This window comes from Mesorhizobium sp. BR1-1-4, from assembly GCF_020165375.1.
GTDB lineage: Bacteria > Pseudomonadota > Alphaproteobacteria > Rhizobiales > Rhizobiaceae > Mesorhizobium > Mesorhizobium australicum.
The window spans coordinates 416,347-432,748 of sequence record NZ_JAIUIB010000006.1 but is presented as its reverse complement, the minus strand read 5'-3'; the positions used below and the strand labels follow the sequence as shown (position 1 = coordinate 432,748).

Annotated in this window: 21 protein-coding genes; 6 read left to right on the top strand and 15 right to left on the bottom strand. The window is 61.9% G+C overall.

What is annotated here, in order from left to right:
• The first annotated feature begins 149 nt into the window (after positions 1–149).
• The 3 genes from LB571_RS16220 (at position 150) to LB571_RS16210 (ending at position 2,084) form a co-directional block, all read left to right on the top strand.
• The gene (locus tag LB571_RS16220) at positions 150–956 is read left to right on the top strand and encodes a protein-disulfide reductase DsbD domain-containing protein (protein ID WP_224595877.1); all 807 of its coding nucleotides are present in this window, start codon (positions 150–152) and stop codon (positions 954–956) included.
• A gap of 75 nt (positions 957–1,031) precedes the next feature.
• Positions 1,032–1,514 carry a peroxiredoxin gene (locus tag LB571_RS16215; protein WP_015318782.1) on the top strand — a complete coding sequence of 161 codons (483 nt, stop codon included), beginning with the start codon at positions 1,032–1,034 and terminating at the stop codon, positions 1,512–1,514.
• A 93-nt stretch (positions 1,515–1,607) separates the two neighbouring features.
• Positions 1,608–2,084, top strand: coding sequence for a DUF2938 domain-containing protein (locus LB571_RS16210; protein WP_140617286.1), 477 nt, complete (start codon positions 1,608–1,610; stop codon positions 2,082–2,084).
• 4 nt (positions 2,085–2,088) lie between these two features.
• Here LB571_RS16210 and LB571_RS16205 read toward each other — a convergent pair whose 3' ends face one another.
• The 15 genes from LB571_RS16205 to coxB form a co-directional block, all read right to left on the bottom strand.
• Positions 2,089–2,400, bottom strand: a complete 312-nt coding sequence (locus LB571_RS16205) for a type II toxin-antitoxin system RelE/ParE family toxin (RefSeq protein ID WP_015318784.1) — start codon at positions 2,398–2,400, stop codon at positions 2,089–2,091.
• A complete protein-coding gene (locus tag LB571_RS16200; RefSeq protein WP_140714993.1) occupies positions 2,390–2,671 on the bottom strand; it encodes a type II toxin-antitoxin system ParD family antitoxin in 282 nt (93 codons plus the stop codon). Before LB571_RS16200 ends, LB571_RS16205 begins: the two co-directional genes overlap by 11 nt.
• A 122-nt stretch (positions 2,672–2,793) precedes the next feature.
• On the bottom strand, positions 2,794–3,369 hold the full coding sequence (locus tag LB571_RS16195; RefSeq protein WP_015318786.1) for a histidine phosphatase family protein: 576 nt from the start codon (positions 3,367–3,369) through the stop codon (positions 2,794–2,796).
• Between the two features lie 44 nt (positions 3,370–3,413).
• A complete protein-coding gene (gene rnhA / locus LB571_RS16190) occupies positions 3,414–3,947 on the bottom strand; it encodes a ribonuclease HI (RefSeq protein ID WP_015318787.1) in 534 nt (177 codons plus the stop codon).
• Positions 3,944–4,921 carry a homoserine kinase gene (locus tag LB571_RS16185; protein WP_140714996.1) on the bottom strand — a complete coding sequence of 326 codons (978 nt, stop codon included), beginning with the start codon at positions 4,919–4,921 and terminating at the stop codon, positions 3,944–3,946. The genes rnhA and LB571_RS16185 overlap by 4 nt, the downstream gene beginning before the upstream one ends.
• Positions 4,922–4,927: 6 nt before the next feature.
• A complete protein-coding gene (gene ispH, locus LB571_RS16180) occupies positions 4,928–5,938 on the bottom strand; it encodes a 4-hydroxy-3-methylbut-2-enyl diphosphate reductase (protein WP_015318789.1) in 1,011 nt (336 codons plus the stop codon).
• An 88-nt stretch (positions 5,939–6,026) separates the two neighbouring features.
• Positions 6,027–6,782: an SURF1 family protein gene (locus LB571_RS16175; protein WP_181763123.1), complete on the bottom strand. Its 756-nt coding sequence runs from the start codon at positions 6,780–6,782 to the stop codon at positions 6,027–6,029.
• Entirely contained in the window at positions 6,779–7,165 is a 387-nt protein-coding gene (locus LB571_RS16170) for a DUF983 domain-containing protein (RefSeq protein ID WP_015318791.1), read from the bottom strand. Before LB571_RS16170 ends, LB571_RS16175 begins: the two co-directional genes overlap by 4 nt.
• Before the next feature lie 21 nt (positions 7,166–7,186).
• The gene (locus LB571_RS16165; RefSeq protein ID WP_224595874.1) at positions 7,187–7,339 is read right to left on the bottom strand and encodes a L,D-transpeptidase family protein; all 153 of its coding nucleotides are present in this window, start codon (positions 7,337–7,339) and stop codon (positions 7,187–7,189) included.
• Between the two features lie 160 nt (positions 7,340–7,499).
• The gene (locus LB571_RS16160; RefSeq protein ID WP_015318792.1) at positions 7,500–8,381 is read right to left on the bottom strand and encodes a cytochrome c oxidase subunit 3; all 882 of its coding nucleotides are present in this window, start codon (positions 8,379–8,381) and stop codon (positions 7,500–7,502) included.
• A gap of 1 nt (position 8,382) precedes the next feature.
• The gene (locus LB571_RS16155; protein WP_224595871.1) at positions 8,383–9,015 is read right to left on the bottom strand and encodes a cytochrome c oxidase assembly protein; all 633 of its coding nucleotides are present in this window, start codon (positions 9,013–9,015) and stop codon (positions 8,383–8,385) included.
• Complete coding sequence (locus LB571_RS16150) at positions 9,015–9,176, bottom strand: hypothetical protein (protein WP_015318794.1); 162 nt, start codon at positions 9,174–9,176, stop codon at positions 9,015–9,017. Before LB571_RS16150 ends, LB571_RS16155 begins: the two co-directional genes overlap by 1 nt.
• A gap of 2 nt (positions 9,177–9,178) precedes the next feature.
• Entirely contained in the window at positions 9,179–10,123 is a 945-nt protein-coding gene (locus tag LB571_RS16145; protein ID WP_140714998.1) for a heme o synthase, read from the bottom strand.
• 75 nt (positions 10,124–10,198) lie between these two features.
• Complete coding sequence (ctaD, locus tag LB571_RS16140; protein WP_015318796.1) at positions 10,199–11,851, bottom strand: cytochrome c oxidase subunit I; 1,653 nt, start codon at positions 11,849–11,851, stop codon at positions 10,199–10,201.
• 37 nt (positions 11,852–11,888) lie between these two features.
• Positions 11,889–12,755 (bottom strand): cytochrome c oxidase subunit II, encoded by an 867-nt coding sequence (coxB, locus tag LB571_RS16135; RefSeq protein ID WP_015318797.1) that lies wholly within the window; start codon positions 12,753–12,755, stop codon positions 11,889–11,891.
• A 378-nt stretch (positions 12,756–13,133) separates the two neighbouring features.
• On the opposite strand from coxB, the gene LB571_RS16130 reads away from it, so the two are divergent.
• The 3 genes from LB571_RS16130 (at position 13,134) to LB571_RS16120 (ending at position 16,198) form a co-directional block, all read left to right on the top strand.
• The gene (locus LB571_RS16130; RefSeq protein WP_015318798.1) at positions 13,134–13,694 is read left to right on the top strand and encodes an invasion associated locus B family protein; all 561 of its coding nucleotides are present in this window, start codon (positions 13,134–13,136) and stop codon (positions 13,692–13,694) included.
• A gap of 172 nt (positions 13,695–13,866) precedes the next feature.
• Positions 13,867–15,279 carry a metalloprotease TldD gene (gene tldD / locus LB571_RS16125; RefSeq protein ID WP_140791883.1) on the top strand — a complete coding sequence of 471 codons (1,413 nt, stop codon included), beginning with the start codon at positions 13,867–13,869 and terminating at the stop codon, positions 15,277–15,279.
• A gap of 235 nt (positions 15,280–15,514) precedes the next feature.
• On the top strand, positions 15,515–16,198 hold the full coding sequence (locus LB571_RS16120; protein ID WP_181171246.1) for a transglutaminase-like cysteine peptidase: 684 nt from the start codon (positions 15,515–15,517) through the stop codon (positions 16,196–16,198).
• Positions 16,199–16,402: the final 204 nt, after the last annotated feature.

The following is a 16,402-nucleotide window of genomic DNA, read 5'->3' as shown; positions in this document are numbered from 1 at the left end:
CCGGCGCCGAAAAGATGCGCCGTAGCGGATTCGACCAAAGCTCATATTGCGAGTCCGGCCTTGGCTTGCCCGCAAAGGTCACGCAAATATGATATCAGCACGGCCATGAAATCATTGCGCGGCCACGAAGGGACGATCAAATCACCGCCATGCAAAGCTTGAAAATCCTGTTGCTCGGCGCCGCCATTGGATTGGCGGCCGCCCTCCCAGCCAGCGCCTCCTCATCCGCCTGGTACAACAGCGAAGGCGGCAAGGTGCGGCTGGTGACATCAGGCAAGCCGGACGCCGCCGGCCGCATATACGGTGTTCTCGATATCGCGCTCAAACCCGGCTGGAAGACTTATTGGCGCGACCCGGGCGATGCAGGTGTGCCGCCGCAGCTCGACGTTTCGGCCAGCACCAATATAGCCGATGCGACACTGTCTTTTCCCGCGCCGCAGCGCCACGATGATGGCTATGGCAAATGGGCCGGTTACAATTATCCGGTTTCCTTGCCCGTGACGTTCACGCTGGCGGCGCCGAACCAGCCGGCGGTCATCGATGCCGACGTCTTTCTCGGCATTTGCGAATCCATCTGCATCCCCGTGCAGACACGGCTGAGCGTCGACCCCGCTTCCGATCCCGATAATGCCGACGACGCGGCGCTGGTGAAGGCGAGTTTTACCGCACTGCCAGCTGCGGCAAAGCCTGACTTCGGCATCAAGGTGCTGCCCGGCGATCACGAGACGCTGGTTGTCGAGGCAAGTTTTCCTGGCGATCCGCAGGCAGCGGATTTCTTCGTTGCCGGCGAACGCGACTATATGTTCGGCACACCTTCCCGCGCGGAAAAGGACGGCAAGCTGATCTTCACCGTGCCGATCCTCGATCGCCCTTCGACGACGCCGACCGACGGCGGGCTTCACTACACGTTGACGAGTTCGGCGGGCGCGGTCGAAGGGTTGCTGCCTTTCCCTTGATGCCGCGATGGTTGCAGGAAGCCGCCGAGTTCGTTACGCAAGCACGCGTCTTTCCCTATTCCAAGCGAGGAACTCATGACCATCTCCGTTGGCGACAAGCTGCCCGAGGCGACCTTCAAGACCATGACCGCGGACGGCGCCAAGCCGATCACGTCGGCCGAGATTTTTCCGGGCAAGAAAGTGGTGCTGTTCGGCGTTCCCGGCGCCTTCACGCCGACCTGCAGCAACAACCACCTGCCCGGCTATCTCGAGAACCATGACGCGATCCTGGCGCGCGGCGTCGACACCATCGCCGTCGTTTCGGTCAACGACGTCCACGTCATGGGCGCCTGGGCGCGCTTCACCGGCGGCGAAGGCAAGATCCTGTTCCTCGCCGACGGCAATGGCGATTTCGCCAAGGCGGTCGGCCTCGACGCCGACTATTCCGGTGGCGGCATGGGCCTGCGCTCGAAGCGGTTTTCGATGATTATCGACGACGGCAAGGTTACCGCGCTCAATGTCGAGACCAAACCCGGCGTCGACGAGTCCGGCGCGGCTCATATTCTGGGCCAGCTCTGAACTTCGACGGCCAATCACGCGAGGCCGCAATGGCCGGCCTCGCGTGACAAGCAGCCGCGCTCCAGAATTGCCGGTTTTCGGGGGGATCCTACGATGTTTGACATCTTCTGGCGCGCTGTCGCGATCGGCGTCGGCGCGACCGTCCTGATGGATCTCTGGGCCTTCTTCCTGCACAAGGCGTTCGGCCAGCCACGCCCGAACTGGGGGCCGGTCGGGCGCTGGGTCTGGCACCTCCGCGACAAGGTGTTTCACGACGATATCGGCGATGCGGCGCCCTACGCGTATGAACAGGCGCTGGGCTGGGCCTTCCATTACTTCGTCGGCATCGCCTACGGCATAATCCTGGTGATGCTGGCGGGCGCGGGCTGGCTGGCCGCGCCGACCTTCCTGCCGGCCTTCATCCTCGGCATCGTTACCGTCGGCGCCGGCTGGTTCCTGCTGGCGCCAGGCATGGGCGCCGGCTGGGCGGCCTCGAAGCGGCCGAATCCGATGCGGGTCCGCGCCCTCAATCTGGTCTCGCACACGGTGTTCGCGCTCGGGCTCTACGGTACGGCGCTGCTGATCCGGTAGACAGCTAGAACAGACTGTTCAGATCCCGCCGCCCGTCGACCACACGGACGATTTCAACCCACTCCACTGGGCCATCGTCCGTGTTTGGAATCGTTTCGTAGAGCAGTACAAAAGGCGCCTCCACCAGCATTCGTGCGGAAGGCCTGATATCCGGTCGCCTGACACCCATGCGCGGCTGGTCTGCCAGCTGCATGGCCCGCGCTTCTAACTGATCGTAGTAACGATCGGCCGCCCGTATGTTTTCGCTGCCTATCGTCACGTAGATGTCGATGAGGTCAGCCTTGGCCGCGGGTGACCAGACTAGCCTAACGGCCATTCCGCGAGGCTTCCGTCAGCTCTCGCCGAGCTTCCTTTCGCAACACGTCGAAATCCACAGACTCCGGTCTCCCGCTTGCCTTGCCTTCATCCCACAACCGTCTCAGCCGACGAACATCGTCATGCCGCAGTTCGCGCTTGGCCAGCCAATCCCGCATCGCTTCACGCACGATCTCGCTTGCAGTGGCATACTCGCCCGCCTCCACGGCCTCGCGCATCAGGGCTGCCTGTTGTGGGGTCACAGCCACGCTCATTTTTTCAACGTTCGCCACGCTGCGTCCTCTCTTGCATTGCTCGATAGTGGGAAATATTACTCCCATCCACATCCTCGAGCAACTGCGATGTCGCGAGAAGAGCCTGTCCTTGCGCTACGAGTACGGCTGCGGTACGCCGATCAGGACAGCCTGTCGATCGGTCGCCATCCATGAATAATTTGGCGCGTGTGGGTATCGAAGGCGAAATAGTTGCCGCCGCCCGCCAGCTGATCGGCTTCGCGGCTGATTTGCCTGCCGCTGAGCGACAGTAGCAGGAGCGTACCGACACCGCCATGTCCGACAAGGGCGATGTTGCTGCCGCCGGCACCGAGGACGGCCTCGACCTCGCTCACGATGCGCTGCTGTGCGTCGATGGCCCGCTCCCAGCCACGAATGCTTTCGTGCGGATTGGCGAAGAACCGGTCGGCGACCGCCTCGAACTCCGGAGGCGGCAGGAAACCCGTCGCCGACCGGTCGTTCTCATGCATCCGTTCCCTCACCTGCACCGCAAGGTCGAGGTGCCGCCCGAGCACCTCGGCGGTTTCAACGGCCTTGCGTTCGCCCGACGACACCACACGCCCGATCGATGCGATCCACGGCTGGTTCAGCATTGCATGCGCCCTGGCACGACCGATGTCGGATAGACCCCAATCCGGCACGGGCACGCTGGCGTCGATCTGAACCTGAGGATGGGTGATGTAATAGGCGATCGGCATAACAGAAATTCTCCTGTCGGCCGGGCGCAGCGAATGCCAGAAGTTCAATAGCTCTGGGTCGAACGACGCGCCTTCGGGGCCAGCGGCTGCTTTGCCTGGACATCCGGCTTTGGCGCCGACACTACCGGCCTGAAAGGCCCTTTCTTGAACGGCGCCATGCCTTCCCTAGCCAGCTCGTCGGCGCGCTCGTTCTCGATGTGGCCGGCATGGCCCTTCACCCAGTTCCAGGTGACCTTGTGGCGCCGGTTGGCCTCGTCCAGCGCCTGCCAGAGTTCGCCGTTCTTGACCGGCTTCTTGTCGGCGGTCTTCCAGCCATTCTTCTTCCAGCCATGGATCCATTTGGAAATTCCGTCCATGACGTATTTGCTGTCGGTATGAAGCTCGACCGTGCAAGGCTCCTTCAACGCATTCAGCGCCGAAATGGCCGCCAGCAATTCCATGCGGTTGTTGGTGGTTTCGGCCTCGCCGCCGAAGAGTTCCTTGGTGGTGCCGTTGAAGCGCAGGATGGCGCCCCAGCCGCCGGGGCCGGGATTGCCCGAACAGGCGCCATCGGTAAAGATTTCAACCTGCTTGCTCATGACACCCCGTTTTCGGCCAATCCATATTCCGAAGGAAATCTGATCGCCCGATGGAACCGCATCCTTCGGATATATTCGGACGGGTCGCGTTTCATCACCAGTCCGCCATCGGGGACGGTCAGCCAGTCGTAAAGCCGGGTCAGCATGAAGCGTAGCGCCGAACCGCGCGCCAGCATCGGCAGCGCCGCTTTCTCGTCATCGCTCAGGGGGCGCACGCTTTGATAACCGGCAAGCAGTGCCTTGCCCTTGGTAAGGTTGAAGGAAAAATCCTTCTCGAAACACCAGGCGTTGAGGCAGGTGGCGACATCATAGGCATAGAGATCGTCACAGGCGAAATAGAAATCGATCAGCCCCGAAAGCTTCTCGCCCAGGAAAAAGACATTGTCCGGGAACAGATCGGCATGAATGATGCCCTCGGGGAGGCCCTTGGGCCAGTTCCGCTCGAAATCGGCAAAGTCGGCATCGACCTCGGCCGCAAGGCCCGGCTCGACCTCGTCGGCGCGGCCGCGAGACGCATCCCAAAGCTTGCGCCAGCCGTCGAGGGCGAGCGCGTTCGGACGCGTCATCGGAAAGTCGGCGCCGGCCAGGTGCAGCGCCGCCAGCGCCTTGCCGACCTCGGCGCAATGCGTTGCGGCCGGTCGCCGCAGCGAAAGTCCTTCGAGGAAGGTGATGATCACGGCCGGCCGGCCGGCCAGCGTGCCGATGACGCTGCCGTCATGCGCGGTCACCGGCAGCGGGCAGGACACCCCCTTGCTGGCGAGATGGCCCATTAGCCCGAGGAAAAACGGCAAATCCGCCTTCTCGACCCGCTTTTCATAGAGCGTCAGGATGTAGGAGCCGCTCGAGGTGTGCAGCAGGAAGTTCGAATTCTCGGTGCCTTCGGCGATGCCCTTGTAGGATAGGAGATCGCCGACCGGGTAGTGCTTCAGGAAAGCGCCGAGTTCGCCCTCCGCAACGTCGGTATAGACCGCCATGGCCGTTCACGCGGTCCCATTGACGAAGGCCATGTCGGCCGGCGTCAGTTCGACATCGCGCAGTACCCGCATGACCGGAAAATCCTCTGTTTCGGTGGCCGTGACGGCCAGGTCGATGGTGACGTCGAAACGCTGGCGGAACGCGTCGATGATCTCGTCGACGATGATCTCCGGCGCCGATGCTCCCGCCGACAGGCCGAGCGTCGAAATGGTGCCGATGTCATTCCACGGAATTTCAGCGGCGCGCTGCACGAGAAGCGACATCGAGGCACCTGCCCGTTCCGCAACTTCGACAAGGCGGCGCGAATTCGAGGAATTGGGGGCGCCGACGATCAGATAGAGGTCAGCACCCGGGGCGGTGTCCTTGACCGCTTCCTGGCGGTTGGTGGTGGCGTAGCAGATCGATTCCGCCGCCGGCGCCTGCAGGTCCGGAAAGCGCTCCTGCAACGCGCGGATGATGCCGGCGGTATCCTCGACCGAGAGCGTGGTCTGGGTGACGAAACCAAGTGCTTTTGGATCGGCCGGTACAAGCCGGGCTGCGTCGGCTTCGGTCTCGATCAGCGTTACCGCGCCTTCCGGCAACTGCCCCATTGTGCCGATCACCTCGGGGTGCCCAGCATGACCGATCAACAGCACATGGCGGCCAAGCCGCTGGTGACGCATTGCCTGCTTGTGGACCTTGGAGACCAGCGGACAGGTTGCGTCGAGATAGAACAGGTTGCGCGCCTGCGCATCCGCCGGCACGGACTTGGGCACACCGTGCGCGGAGAAGACGACCGGCGACTGCCGATGTTCGGCCGGGATTTCGGAAAGTTCCTCTATGAAGACGGCCCCAAGGCTCTGCAGCCCCTCGACGACATAGCGGTTGTGGACGATTTCGTGGCGGACATAGACCGGGGCGCCATATTTTTTCAGCGCCAGCACGACGATCTGGATGGCACGGTCGACGCCCGCGCAAAAACCGCGCGGCTGGCAGAGCCGGATCGTCAGAGGAGGCTTGGCGATTGTGTGAAGCATCAAATCCTGCCGGTTGGTCAGCGCCGAAATGAGGTGCCTACCCCTGCCCTGTCAAGGGTGTCGGTGGAAAGAGAGGCGTCGCTTGCGTTCATTCCTCTTTCGCGGGCCGGCGAAGCCGGAGGACAAGCACCGCGGCGAGTGCCGCGGCAAGCCCGTACCAGGTGACGGCATATTGCAGATGGCTGTTCGGAAGGTCGATGATGGTGACACCCCCGACCGGAAGGCCGCCGGGATTTGGCGTCTTGTCGGCATCGATGAAGATCGGCACCAAGGTGAACCCAGCCGGCAGGCCGGCGCTCGCGGCCATGACGTCGCGGTCCTTCCAGTAGAAGATGTTCTTCCCCACATCATTGTCGGGAAGCATCATGGAGGGCTTTGCCGGCAGCGGGTTGCGGGCAAGCCCGGTGACCGTGACCCTGCCCGTTACCTGTCCCTTGGCGCGCTTCGCCGCATTCTTGAGGTCGTAGGGAACAAAGCCGCGGTTGATCAGGACGAAACGACCATCGTCGAGGGCCAGCGGCGTATAGACATTGAAGCCGGCATCCCCTTCCCAGGTCGCGTAGAAATGCCGCTCGCCGGAATGCACGAAAGTGCCGGTGACAGTGACCGGCGTGTAGTCGACGTCGCCGGTCGAGGCGAATTCCTTCTCCACCTCGGAAAGCGGTCGTGGCGCCGAATGGGTGCGCTGGTCGATGGTCTGCAGCAGGCCTTCCTTCCAGTGCAGGCGCTGGACCTGCCAGGTGCCCAGCGCCAGCAGAATCAAGAACAACACAAGGCCAAGGACGAACAACAGTGCCGATCGTGGCCGCGAATGGCCGCGGTCTTTCAGGGACGCTTCGCTCATTCGCCGCGATCCAGCCGACCCTCGGCTGCTTTGTTGCTGTATTGCAGGGTGAGCAGCACGCCCTTGATCAACCGAAGCGCCGTGAGACACAGCACCAGGGCCAGTGGGATCCATATCAGCAGATGCAGCCAGAGCGGCGGGCTCAGCGTCACTTCCACCCAAAGCGCCAGACCGACGATGATGAAGCCGATGATCAGGATGACGAACACGGCCGGTCCATCGCCGGCATCGGCGTAGGAATAGTCGAGGCCGCAATTGACGCAGCGCTTGCCGACGGTGAGAAAGCCGGAAAACAGCCGCCCCTCGCCGCAACGCGGGCAGCGGCCGTGCAGGCCGGCCGAAATCGGATCGATCGGAGGCCAGATCGCCTTGTCTTCACTCATGCGTAGTGCCGTCATTCATGGCTATTGCTCGATCTCGATCGGCGCCCCATCGGCCACCATCGCCCAGATTTGGTCCATGTCGGAATCCGTAACCCCAATGCAGCCATCGGTCCAGTCGACCAATTGAAGCAGACAGCCCCACCAGCCGAACCGCTTCGCTTCGTGGACGCGCACCAGACCTTCTCAGCGGCAAGAGCCGGAATGCCAAGACGATAAAATGCGCAAATTGAGGTCAGCCGCATCTTTCATCGATTGGCGATCCTTGCGCCGAAAAGAAGAAAGGCGGCCACGTCGCCGCGGCCGCCCTAACGAACTCGAAATCCAGAAGGCTGAATCAGTGGCCTTCGATCACCGCGCCGACCGATCCCCAGACGTAGATCGAGGCGAACAGGAACAGCCAGACCACGTCAACGAAGTGCCAATACCAGGCGGCCGCCTCGAAGCCGAAATGCTGCTTGGGGGTGAAGTCGCCCTTCATCGCCCGGATCAGGCAGACCAGCAGGAAGATGGTGCCGATGATGACATGGAAGCCATGGAAGCCGGTCGCCATGAAGAAGGTGGCGCCGTAGATGGAATCCTTGAAGCCGAACGGCGCGTGCATGTACTCGTAAGCCTGCACCATGGTGAACAGCATGCCAAGCCCGACGGTCAGCACCAGGCCGTTGATCAGGCCCTTGCGGTCGCCATGGATGAGCGAGTGGTGCGCCCAGGTGACCGTGGTGCCCGACAGCAGCAGGATGATGGTGTTGTAGAGCGGCAAATGGAAAGGATCGAGAACCTCCATGCCCTTCGGCGGCCAGACACCACCGGTAAACGTGTGGCGCGCATAGTTCTGCACCTCACCGGCAAAAAGGCTGGCATCGAAATAGGCCCAGAACCAGGCAACGAAGAACATCACCTCCGAGGCGATGAACATGATCATGCCGTAGCGCAGGTGCAGCGACACGACGCGCGTATGGTGGCCTTCATGCGCTTCCTTGATGGTGTCCGACCACCAGGCGAACATGGTGTACAGCACGATCACAATGCCGATGAAGAACAGCCACGGATTGGCGATGTTGACGCCGAAGATCGGGAAGGAGCCGCCTTTCAGGTATTCCATGAGGCAGACACCGCCAAAAGCGGTGACAAGCGCCCCTACCGATCCCAGGAAGGGCCACGGGCTCGGGTCGACGAGATGGTAGTCATGGTGTGGTTTTGCGTGCGCGTCTGCCATATCAACCCCCGAGATTTCCTTCGGTATCTGAAACTGTCTTGCTATTGCCCTGGGCCGGCCCGGACGACGCCACCGGCTTGGTCTTCTCGACCGGGAACATCGTATAGGACAGGGTGATCGTCCTCACGTCCTTCAATTCCGGCACATTCACGATGTCGGGGTCCACATAGAACAGGACCGGCATGTCCAGCGTCTCGCCCGGCTTCAGCGTCGTATCGGTGAAGCAGAAGCATTCGACCTTGTTGAAGTACGGACCCGCCAGTTCCGGCTGCACGTTGAAGGTTGCGCGGCCGGTGACGGGGCGATCGAACTTGTTGGTCGCCTGATAATGCGCCTGCACGGTCTGCCCGATCTTCATGGTCATCGAGCGCTGGACCGGCTGGAACTCCCATGGCACGCCGGCGATGTTGGCGTCGAAACGAACGGTGATCTCGCGATCGAGCACGCGGCCGGCATATTGCTTCTCGGCACGTTGCGTCGTGCCGCCATAGCCGGTCGCCTGGCAAAACATCTTGTAGAGCGGCACGGCTGCATAGGCCATGCCGATCATGCCGGTGAAGAAAGCAAGGCAGACAACCGCGACAACGCGGTTGCCGGTCTTGCCTACCGTCTTCTTGGACGTCTCGGCGCTCATCACATCGAGCCCGACAAATTGTGGCCGAACTTCACGATTGTCGCGATGTAGAAGATCACGACCAGCACCGCCAGCGCCACGCCGATGGCGATGGAACGGCTGCGCTGGGCCTTCTTCTGGCGATCGGTCAAGGTGACCGTTTCGAGTTCTTTCTCGGCCATGGTCATGCCCCACCCATGGCAAGCGCGCGTTCGACGACACTGTCAGCCAGATAGGCGGCGAAAATTGCGAAGAGATAGAGCAGCGAATAGGCGAACAGGGCCTTAGCCGGCTTCATGACGCGGTCATCGTCGGCCATGCCAAGCACTTTCCAGGCATACCAGACGAAACCAGCCCCCAACAGCAAGGCGGCCACGCCGTAGAACGGCGTCGTGTAGCCGAGCAGCCAGGGCAGCACGCCGACCGGGGCCAGCACCAGCGCGTAGGCGAAAATCTGACGGCGGGTCGATGCATGGCCGGCGACGTTGGGCATCATCGGGATGCCGGCGCGGCCATAGTCCTCGGACTTGAACAGCGCGAGCGCCCAGAAATGCGGCGGCGTCCACAGGAAAATGATCAGGAACAGGATGATGCTTTCGAGACTGACCGACCCGGTCACCGCGGCCCAGCCGATGACCGGTGGGATGGCGCCCGCTGCACCGCCAATGACAATGTTCTGCGGTGTCGAGCGTTTCAGCCACATCGTGTAGACCACGGCATAGAAGAAGATGGTGAAGGCCAGCAGCGTCGCCGACAACCAGTTGACCAACACGCCGAGCGTCATCACCGACAGCACCGACAACACCAAGCCGAAGCTCAGCGCCTCGTGCGGCTGGATCCGGCCGGAAGGCACCGGGCGGCTGGCGGTCCTGGTCATCACCGCGTCGATGTCGGCGTCGTACCACATGTTGAGCGCGCCAGAGGCGCCGGCCCCAATCGCAATGGCCAGGATGGCGATCACCGCCAGCAGCGGATTGATGGTCATCGGTGCCGCGACCAGTCCGACAAAGGCGGTGAACACCACCAGCGACATGACGCGCGGCTTCAGCAGGGCGAAGAAATCGCCCGCCGTAGCTTCCGACATACGGAAGCCCGCTTCGTCAATGCTGGTTTTGTCGACTAGGGCCATGCGTACTCAAGTCCATCATTCCGTTGGCCAAAACCGCCGGCGGGCCGGCGGTTTTGTATTCGAGCGGGAGCCGCCTTATTTGATCTTCGGCAGCTGCTCCCACTGGTGGAACGGCGGCGGCGAAGGCAGCTGCCATTCGAGCGTGGTAGCACCCTCACCCCACGGGTTGGCGCCGGCGATCCGCTTCTTCTGGAAGGCTTCGAACACGCCATAGAGGAAGATCACCACACCGACGGCCGAAATATACGAACCGTAGGACGAAACCATGTTCCAGCCCGCAAACGCGTCAGGATAGTCGATGGTGCGGCGCGGCATACCGGCGAGGCCGAGGAAATGCTGCGGGAAAAAGATCAGGTTCACGCCGACGAACATGACCCAAAAATGGGTGTTGGCGATGACGGGCGAGTACATGTAGCCGGTCATCTTCGGGAACCAGTAGTACCAGCCGGCGAAGATGGCGAACACCGCGCCCAGCGACAGTACGTAGTGGAAGTGGGCAATGACGAAATAGGTGTCATGCAGCGACCGGTCGAGGCCGGCATTGGCCAGCTGGACACCGGTGACGCCACCGATGGTGAACAGGAAGATGAAGCCCAGCGCCCACAGCATCGGCGGCTTGAACGAGATCGATCCGCCCCACATGGTTGCGATCCAGGAAAAGATCTTCACGCCTGTCGGCACCGCGATGACCATGGTGGCGAAGACGAAGTAGCGCTGCGTATCGAGCGACAGGCCCGTCGTATACATATGGTGCGCCCAGACGATGAAGCCGACCGCGCCGATCGCGACCATGGCGTAGGCCATCCCGAGGTAACCGAATACCGGCTTCCTCGAGAAGGTCGAGACGATATGGCTGATGATGCCGAAGCCCGGCAAGATCAGGATGTAGACTTCCGGGTGACCGAAGAACCAGAACAGGTGCTGGAACAGGATCGGGTCACCACCACCGTCAGGCGCGAAGAAGGTCGTGCCGAAGTTGCGGTCGGTGAGCAGCATGGTGATGCCGCCGGCCAGAACCGGCAGCGACAGCAAGAGCAGGAAGGCGGTGACCAGCACCGACCAGGCAAACAGCGGCATCTTGTGCAGCGTCATGCCGGGGGCACGCATGTTGAAGATGGTGGTGATGAAGTTGATGGCGCCGAGGATCGAGGAGGCGCCGGCGATGTGGATCGACAGGATCGCCAGATCCATCGCCGGTCCGGGCTGGCCCGAAGTTGACAGCGGCGGATAGAGCGTCCAGCCGCCGCCCACGCCAAAGGCGCCGGGCGCACTCGGCACGAACATCGAGGTGAGCAACAGGATGAAGGCCGGCGGCAGCAGCCAGAAAGAGATGTTGTTCATGCGCGGGAACGCCATGTCGGGAGCACCGATCATGATCGGCACCATCCAGTTGGCGAAACCGCCGATCAGGGCCGGCATGACCATGAAGAAAATCATGATCAGCGCGTGCGCGGTGGCAAACGCATTGTACATGCTCTTGCCGCCGTCGATCGCGGCGTCGCCGTTCATGCCATAGACCATCTGCGCAAGACCGCTGAAGATCTGGATGCCAGGCTCCTGCAGCTCCATGCGGATGGCGACCGAAAGCGCGCCGCCGATTATGCCGGCCATGATCGCGAAGATCAGGTAGAGCGTACCGATATCCTTGTGGTTGGTCGAATAGACCCAGCGCACCCAGCCATGATACGGCTTGTGGTCGTGCCCGTCGTGAGCTGCAGCGTCTGCCATGTTCCGCTCCGTTCCTAAATCTTGCTAACCCGCGGCATCAGTTGCCGGCGGCCGCTACCTTGTTCTGGCCATCGACCTCGGCCATGAGCGTCTTGTTGGCACCTGGTAGGTCGGTCTTGGCCGCGGCCAGCCAGGTCTTAAACTGCGTGTCCGACACCACACGAACGGCGATCGGCATGAAGGCATGGTCCTTGCCGCAGAGCTGCGAGCACTGACCGTAATAGAGGCCTTCTTTCTCCGCCTTGAACCAGGTCTCGTTGGTGCGGCCGGGAACGGCGTCGATCTTGATGCCGAAGGACGGCACGGCAAAGGAATGGATCACGTCGGTCGCGGTGACAAGCACGCGGGTCATCGTGTTGACCGGCACGACCAGCTCGTTGTCGACGGCGAGCAGGCGCGGATAGACCGCGCGATCCTCCTTGCCGGCCTTGGCGCGATCGCCATCCTGAAGAATGGCCGAATTGAAGGCGAGCGTGTTGTCGGTCTGGTATTCGTAATCCCAGTTCCACTGGTTGCCGGTTGCCTTGACGGTCAGCTTGGCCTCTTCTGGCGGCGTATATTGGGCGGTCAGGAGTTGGAACGAGGGGATGGCGAGGCAAAGCAGGATGACGACAGGGCCGATGGTCCAGATCACCTCGATCAGCGTGTTGTGGCTGGTCTTGGACGGGGTCGGATTGGCGCTCGCGCGGAATTTGACGATGCAGTAGATCAGCAGAAACAGCACCAGGACCGTGACCGGGATGATAAACCACATCGTGTAGTTTCCGAACCACTCGATCTGCCGCATCATGTCGGTCGCAGGCGCCTGGAAGCCGGTCTCCCACGGCCTGGGCTGGTCCGCATAAGCGGATCCGCAGGCGAGGAACGTGGCAGCAGCACCGGTGCTCGCTAGGAATTTTCTCATCGCCCTCTTCGTCTCCCAGTCTCTCGCCGGCTGTGCCCGCGAGAATAACCAACAATGCCGGGACGGGAATCCCGGACAGTCTCAAGCTGGTTCAAACCATACTCTTTTTCCCTCCGCAAGAAAGGAGCGGTCGAAACCGTGCGGCATTTTTGCGCGCAAGCTGACGTGGCTCTTCCGGGGCAATGGCCGTAGTGGCGAATCGCGTATGTTCGGCGGGCCGCACGCCTTGTGCCGGCGACACCCGCAAAGCGTCGTAATTCAGGCGAATTTGGCAAGGAAAAGCGCCGCATTGCCTTTTTAGGGACAGTTCGGCCACGGTCTCGTCCTTTACTTGGCATTGGCGCGGCTTAAAGTGCCGTGATTCGCAATGGAGCCGTCATGAACTCTTGGCTTTCGAGACTGAGGCATACGCGACTGGGCCTTTCGAGAACCTTGGCAAACGCCCTGTTTCTCGCGGTCCTGTGCGCGGCCGGTCTGTCCATCGCCGGCAACGCCAATGCTGCCCAGCCAAGCGGCACGGTGCGCTCGACCCATGGCGCATGGTCGATCATCTGCGACACGCCGGCCGGCGCCACCTCGGAACAATGCGTGATGATGCAGAACGTCGTCGCCGAGGATCGTCCGGAGATGGGGCTTTCGGTCGTCGTGCTGCGCACCGCCGACAACAAGGCCGAGATCCTGCGCGTGCTGGCGCCGCTCGGCGTGCTGTTGCCGAACGGCCTCGGGCTCAACGTCGACGGCAAGGACATTGGCCGCGCCTATTTCGTGCGCTGCTTCCAGGACGGCTGTTATGCCGAGGTCATTCTCGAAAAGCCGCTGCTCGACACGCTGAAGACCGGTACGTCGGCAACATTCATCGTTTTCCAGACCCCGGAAGAGGGTATCGGCATTCCCGTCGACCTCAAGGGTTTCGCCGAAGGCTTCGCCGCTCTGCCCTGATCGCGGCTTCGCGCTGAACCAGGCCTGGACGCGGCTTTTGCCGACCCCAGACGCATGCCTTGCGTTTAGCGAACGAAATCATTCGTCGGCGCCGATTCGTCATTGCCGATTGTGTGGGCGCGGCTTCACGCCTACATCGGGGGAAAGCAAACATCCCACGGACGGACGCGCCATGAACAGCCTGATCGGCCAATTCGACATTTCAGACGACCGCATCAAGCAGATCGTCGCAGACACCATCAAGGGCGCCGACGACGGCGAGCTTTTCCTCGAATACAGCGAGAGCGAAGCGCTGATGTTCGACAATGGCAAGCTGAAGACCGCCAATTTCAACACCGACCAGGGCTTTGGCCTGCGGGCCGTCGCCGGCGAAGCCAGCGGCTACGCTCATTCCAGCGACCTGTCCGAGGCGTCGCTGCTGCGCGCGGCCGAAGCAGTCTCGACCGTCAAGGGTGGCTATTCCGGCACGCTTGCGGCAGCCCCCGCCCGTACCAACCGCCATCTCTACGGCGACGAGAACCCGATCCCCTCGCCTTCCTTCGAGGCCAAGGCGAAGCTGCTGCAAGAAATCGACGCCTGGCTGCGCGCCGAGGATCCACGCGTGCGCCAGGTAACGGCCTCGATCGCCGCATCCTGGCAGCATGTCGAGATCGTTCGTGCCGACGGCCAGATAGTGCGCGATATCAGGCCGATGGTCCGCGTCAACGTCTCGGTCGTCGTCGGCGACGGCGACCGCCAGGAAAGCGGCTCCTATGGCATGGGCGGGCGCAAGGCATTCGGCGAATTCCTGATCGAGGATAGTTGGAAGCACGCCGCCAGGGAGGCGCTCCGGCAAGCGGTGGTCAACCTGGAGGCAATCCCGGCCCCGGCAGGCACTTTCGACATCGTGCTATCCAATGGCTGGCCGGGCGTGATGCTGCACGAAGCCGTCGGTCATGGTCTTGAAGGCGATTTCAACCGCAAGAAGACGTCGGCGTTCGCCGGCCTGATGGGGCAGCAGGTGGCCGCCAAGGGGGTGACGGTCGTCGACGACGGCACCATCCCAGAGCGGCGCGGCTCACTCACCGTCGACGACGAAGGCACGCCTTCGGCCCGCAACGTCTTGATCGAGGACGGCAAACTGGTCGGCTACATGCAGGACCGGCAGAATGCCCGGCTGATGGGCATGAAAGCCACCGGCAATGGCCGGCGAGAAGGCTATGCGCACCAGCCGATGCCGCGCATGACCAACACTTACATGACCTCAGGCGACATGGAGCCGGACGAAATCATCGCCTCCGTCAAGAACGGCATCTACGCCGTCTCCTTCGGCGGTGGCCAGGTCGACATCACGTCGGGCAAATTCGTGTTCGGCTGCACCGAGGCCTACATGATCGAGAACGGCAAGGTGACGCAGCCGATCAAAGGCGCGATGCTGATCGGCAACGGGCCTGATGCCATGCACCGCGTCTCGATGGTCGGCAACGACATGAAGCTCGACAACGGCATCGGCATGTGCGGCAAGGCCGGCCAGGGCGTACCCGTCGGCGTTGGCCAGCCGCATCTCAGGATGAACCAGATGACGGTCGGCGGCACGCGGGTTTGAAACTCGGTGCCGTTCCGGTGTCATCGCCCGCCGTGACGTTTCCGGATGCAGGCGCCCTCCACCATGCCCATTGTGATCCTGACAGGGGCCGGCCTGACAGGGACCGGCTTTTCGGCGGCCGGGACCTTGAAGTGGACACAATCCACATTAACAAATTATTAGGTCTTTGACTGCCTGGGCTGCCTCTCACGCACGAACGCAGCACCAGTTCCTCGTTGCGGTGGTGGTTTTGGCAATGCGGCACTCCCCCGTCCTGGCTCTCCTGCTTGGCTTTGTTTCGTTGATTGGTGCGGCATCGCTGCTAGCCAGTCCGGCTTCGGCCCAGTCGACTTTGTTCAAGTCGCGATCGACCCAATCTTCCATGGATGGGTCGCGCTCTGCCTCCGTGGGTGGAAGCACCAGCGTCCCCTACGGTTGGATCGATTTCTGTCATCGCCGCCCAAAAGAGTGCAAGGTGCCGGCTCTGCCGGCCGCGAATGTCAAGCTGACAGCGCGGACCTTCCGCATCCTCAAGCGGATAAATCAGAAGGCGAACAGCGCCATCAAACCCGTCAGCAATTTCGATCACTGGGGCACGATGGCGGACCATTGGGATTATCCGGTTGACGGCAAAGGCGATTGCAAGATCTACGCACTCTACAAACGCAAGCTCCTTCAAGAGGCTGGATTTCCCCGGCAAGCGCTGTTGATGACGGTCGTGCGCGATCTCAACAATGAGGGCCACACCATCCTGACGGTGAAAACCGATAAAGGCGATCTTGTCCTCGACAATATGGTCGACCAAATCAGGCCCTGGAATGCAACCGGCTACTACTTCCTGAAACGTCAATCGCAGCAGAATCCGAATGTCTGGCAGTCGGTCAACCAGCGAGGCGGCACGCCGAAAACCTTCGCGAATGCTGCAAAGCTCGTAGATTGAGCCTGGACCGTACGGTTCAGGCATTACAGGCGTTCGGCGGCTTTTTTAGAGCGGTTCGGTGTTTGATAGAATCGCTGAACCGCTCTCTCTTCATTTCGACGCAATTCCGGACGGAAAACCGCTACCCATTCTTCCTGGAGTCGCTTTAACCGGAGGATCCCGCAGCAGCGCTTGGGAAGCGCGGTTTTCTGTGGCCTCAGCAGT

Bases quoted from the DNA above. Each gene is read 5' to 3' on its own strand.
- coxB (WP_015318797.1), bottom strand. From the start codon at position 12,755: ATGAGAAAATTCCTAGCGAGCACCGGTGCTGCTGCCACGTTCCTCGCC.
- LB571_RS16195 (WP_015318786.1), bottom strand. From the start codon at position 3,369: ATGCCGATCGCCTATTACATCACCCATCCTCAGGTTCAGATCGACGCC.
- LB571_RS16175 (WP_181763123.1), bottom strand. From the start codon at position 6,782: ATGAGCGAAGCGTCCCTGAAAGACCGCGGCCATTCGCGGCCACGATCG.
- LB571_RS16215 (WP_015318782.1), top strand. From the start codon at position 1,032: ATGACCATCTCCGTTGGCGACAAGCTGCCCGAGGCGACCTTCAAGACC.
- tldD (WP_140791883.1), top strand. From the start codon at position 13,867: ATGAACAGCCTGATCGGCCAATTCGACATTTCAGACGACCGCATCAAG.
- LB571_RS16150 (WP_015318794.1), bottom strand. From the start codon at position 9,176: ATGGCCGAGAAAGAACTCGAAACGGTCACCTTGACCGATCGCCAGAAG.
- LB571_RS16145 (WP_140714998.1), bottom strand. From the start codon at position 10,123: ATGGCCCTAGTCGACAAAACCAGCATTGACGAAGCGGGCTTCCGTATG.
- rnhA (WP_015318787.1), bottom strand. From the start codon at position 3,947: ATGAGCAAGCAGGTTGAAATCTTTACCGATGGCGCCTGTTCGGGCAAT.
- LB571_RS16170 (WP_015318791.1), bottom strand. From the start codon at position 7,165: ATGAGTGAAGACAAGGCGATCTGGCCTCCGATCGATCCGATTTCGGCC.
- LB571_RS16185 (WP_140714996.1), bottom strand. From the start codon at position 4,921: ATGGCGGTCTATACCGACGTTGCGGAGGGCGAACTCGGCGCTTTCCTG.
- ispH (WP_015318789.1), bottom strand. From the start codon at position 5,938: ATGCTTCACACAATCGCCAAGCCTCCTCTGACGATCCGGCTCTGCCAG.
- LB571_RS16130 (WP_015318798.1), top strand. From the start codon at position 13,134: ATGAACTCTTGGCTTTCGAGACTGAGGCATACGCGACTGGGCCTTTCG.
- LB571_RS16120 (WP_181171246.1), top strand. From the start codon at position 15,515: ATGCGGCACTCCCCCGTCCTGGCTCTCCTGCTTGGCTTTGTTTCGTTG.
- LB571_RS16155 (WP_224595871.1), bottom strand. From the start codon at position 9,015: ATGAGCGCCGAGACGTCCAAGAAGACGGTAGGCAAGACCGGCAACCGC.
- LB571_RS16220 (WP_224595877.1), top strand. From the start codon at position 150: ATGCAAAGCTTGAAAATCCTGTTGCTCGGCGCCGCCATTGGATTGGCG.
- LB571_RS16160 (WP_015318792.1), bottom strand. From the start codon at position 8,381: ATGGCAGACGCGCACGCAAAACCACACCATGACTACCATCTCGTCGAC.
- LB571_RS16205 (WP_015318784.1), bottom strand. From the start codon at position 2,400: ATGGCCGTTAGGCTAGTCTGGTCACCCGCGGCCAAGGCTGACCTCATC.
- LB571_RS16210 (WP_140617286.1), top strand. From the start codon at position 1,608: ATGTTTGACATCTTCTGGCGCGCTGTCGCGATCGGCGTCGGCGCGACC.
- ctaD (WP_015318796.1), bottom strand. From the start codon at position 11,851: ATGGCAGACGCTGCAGCTCACGACGGGCACGACCACAAGCCGTATCAT.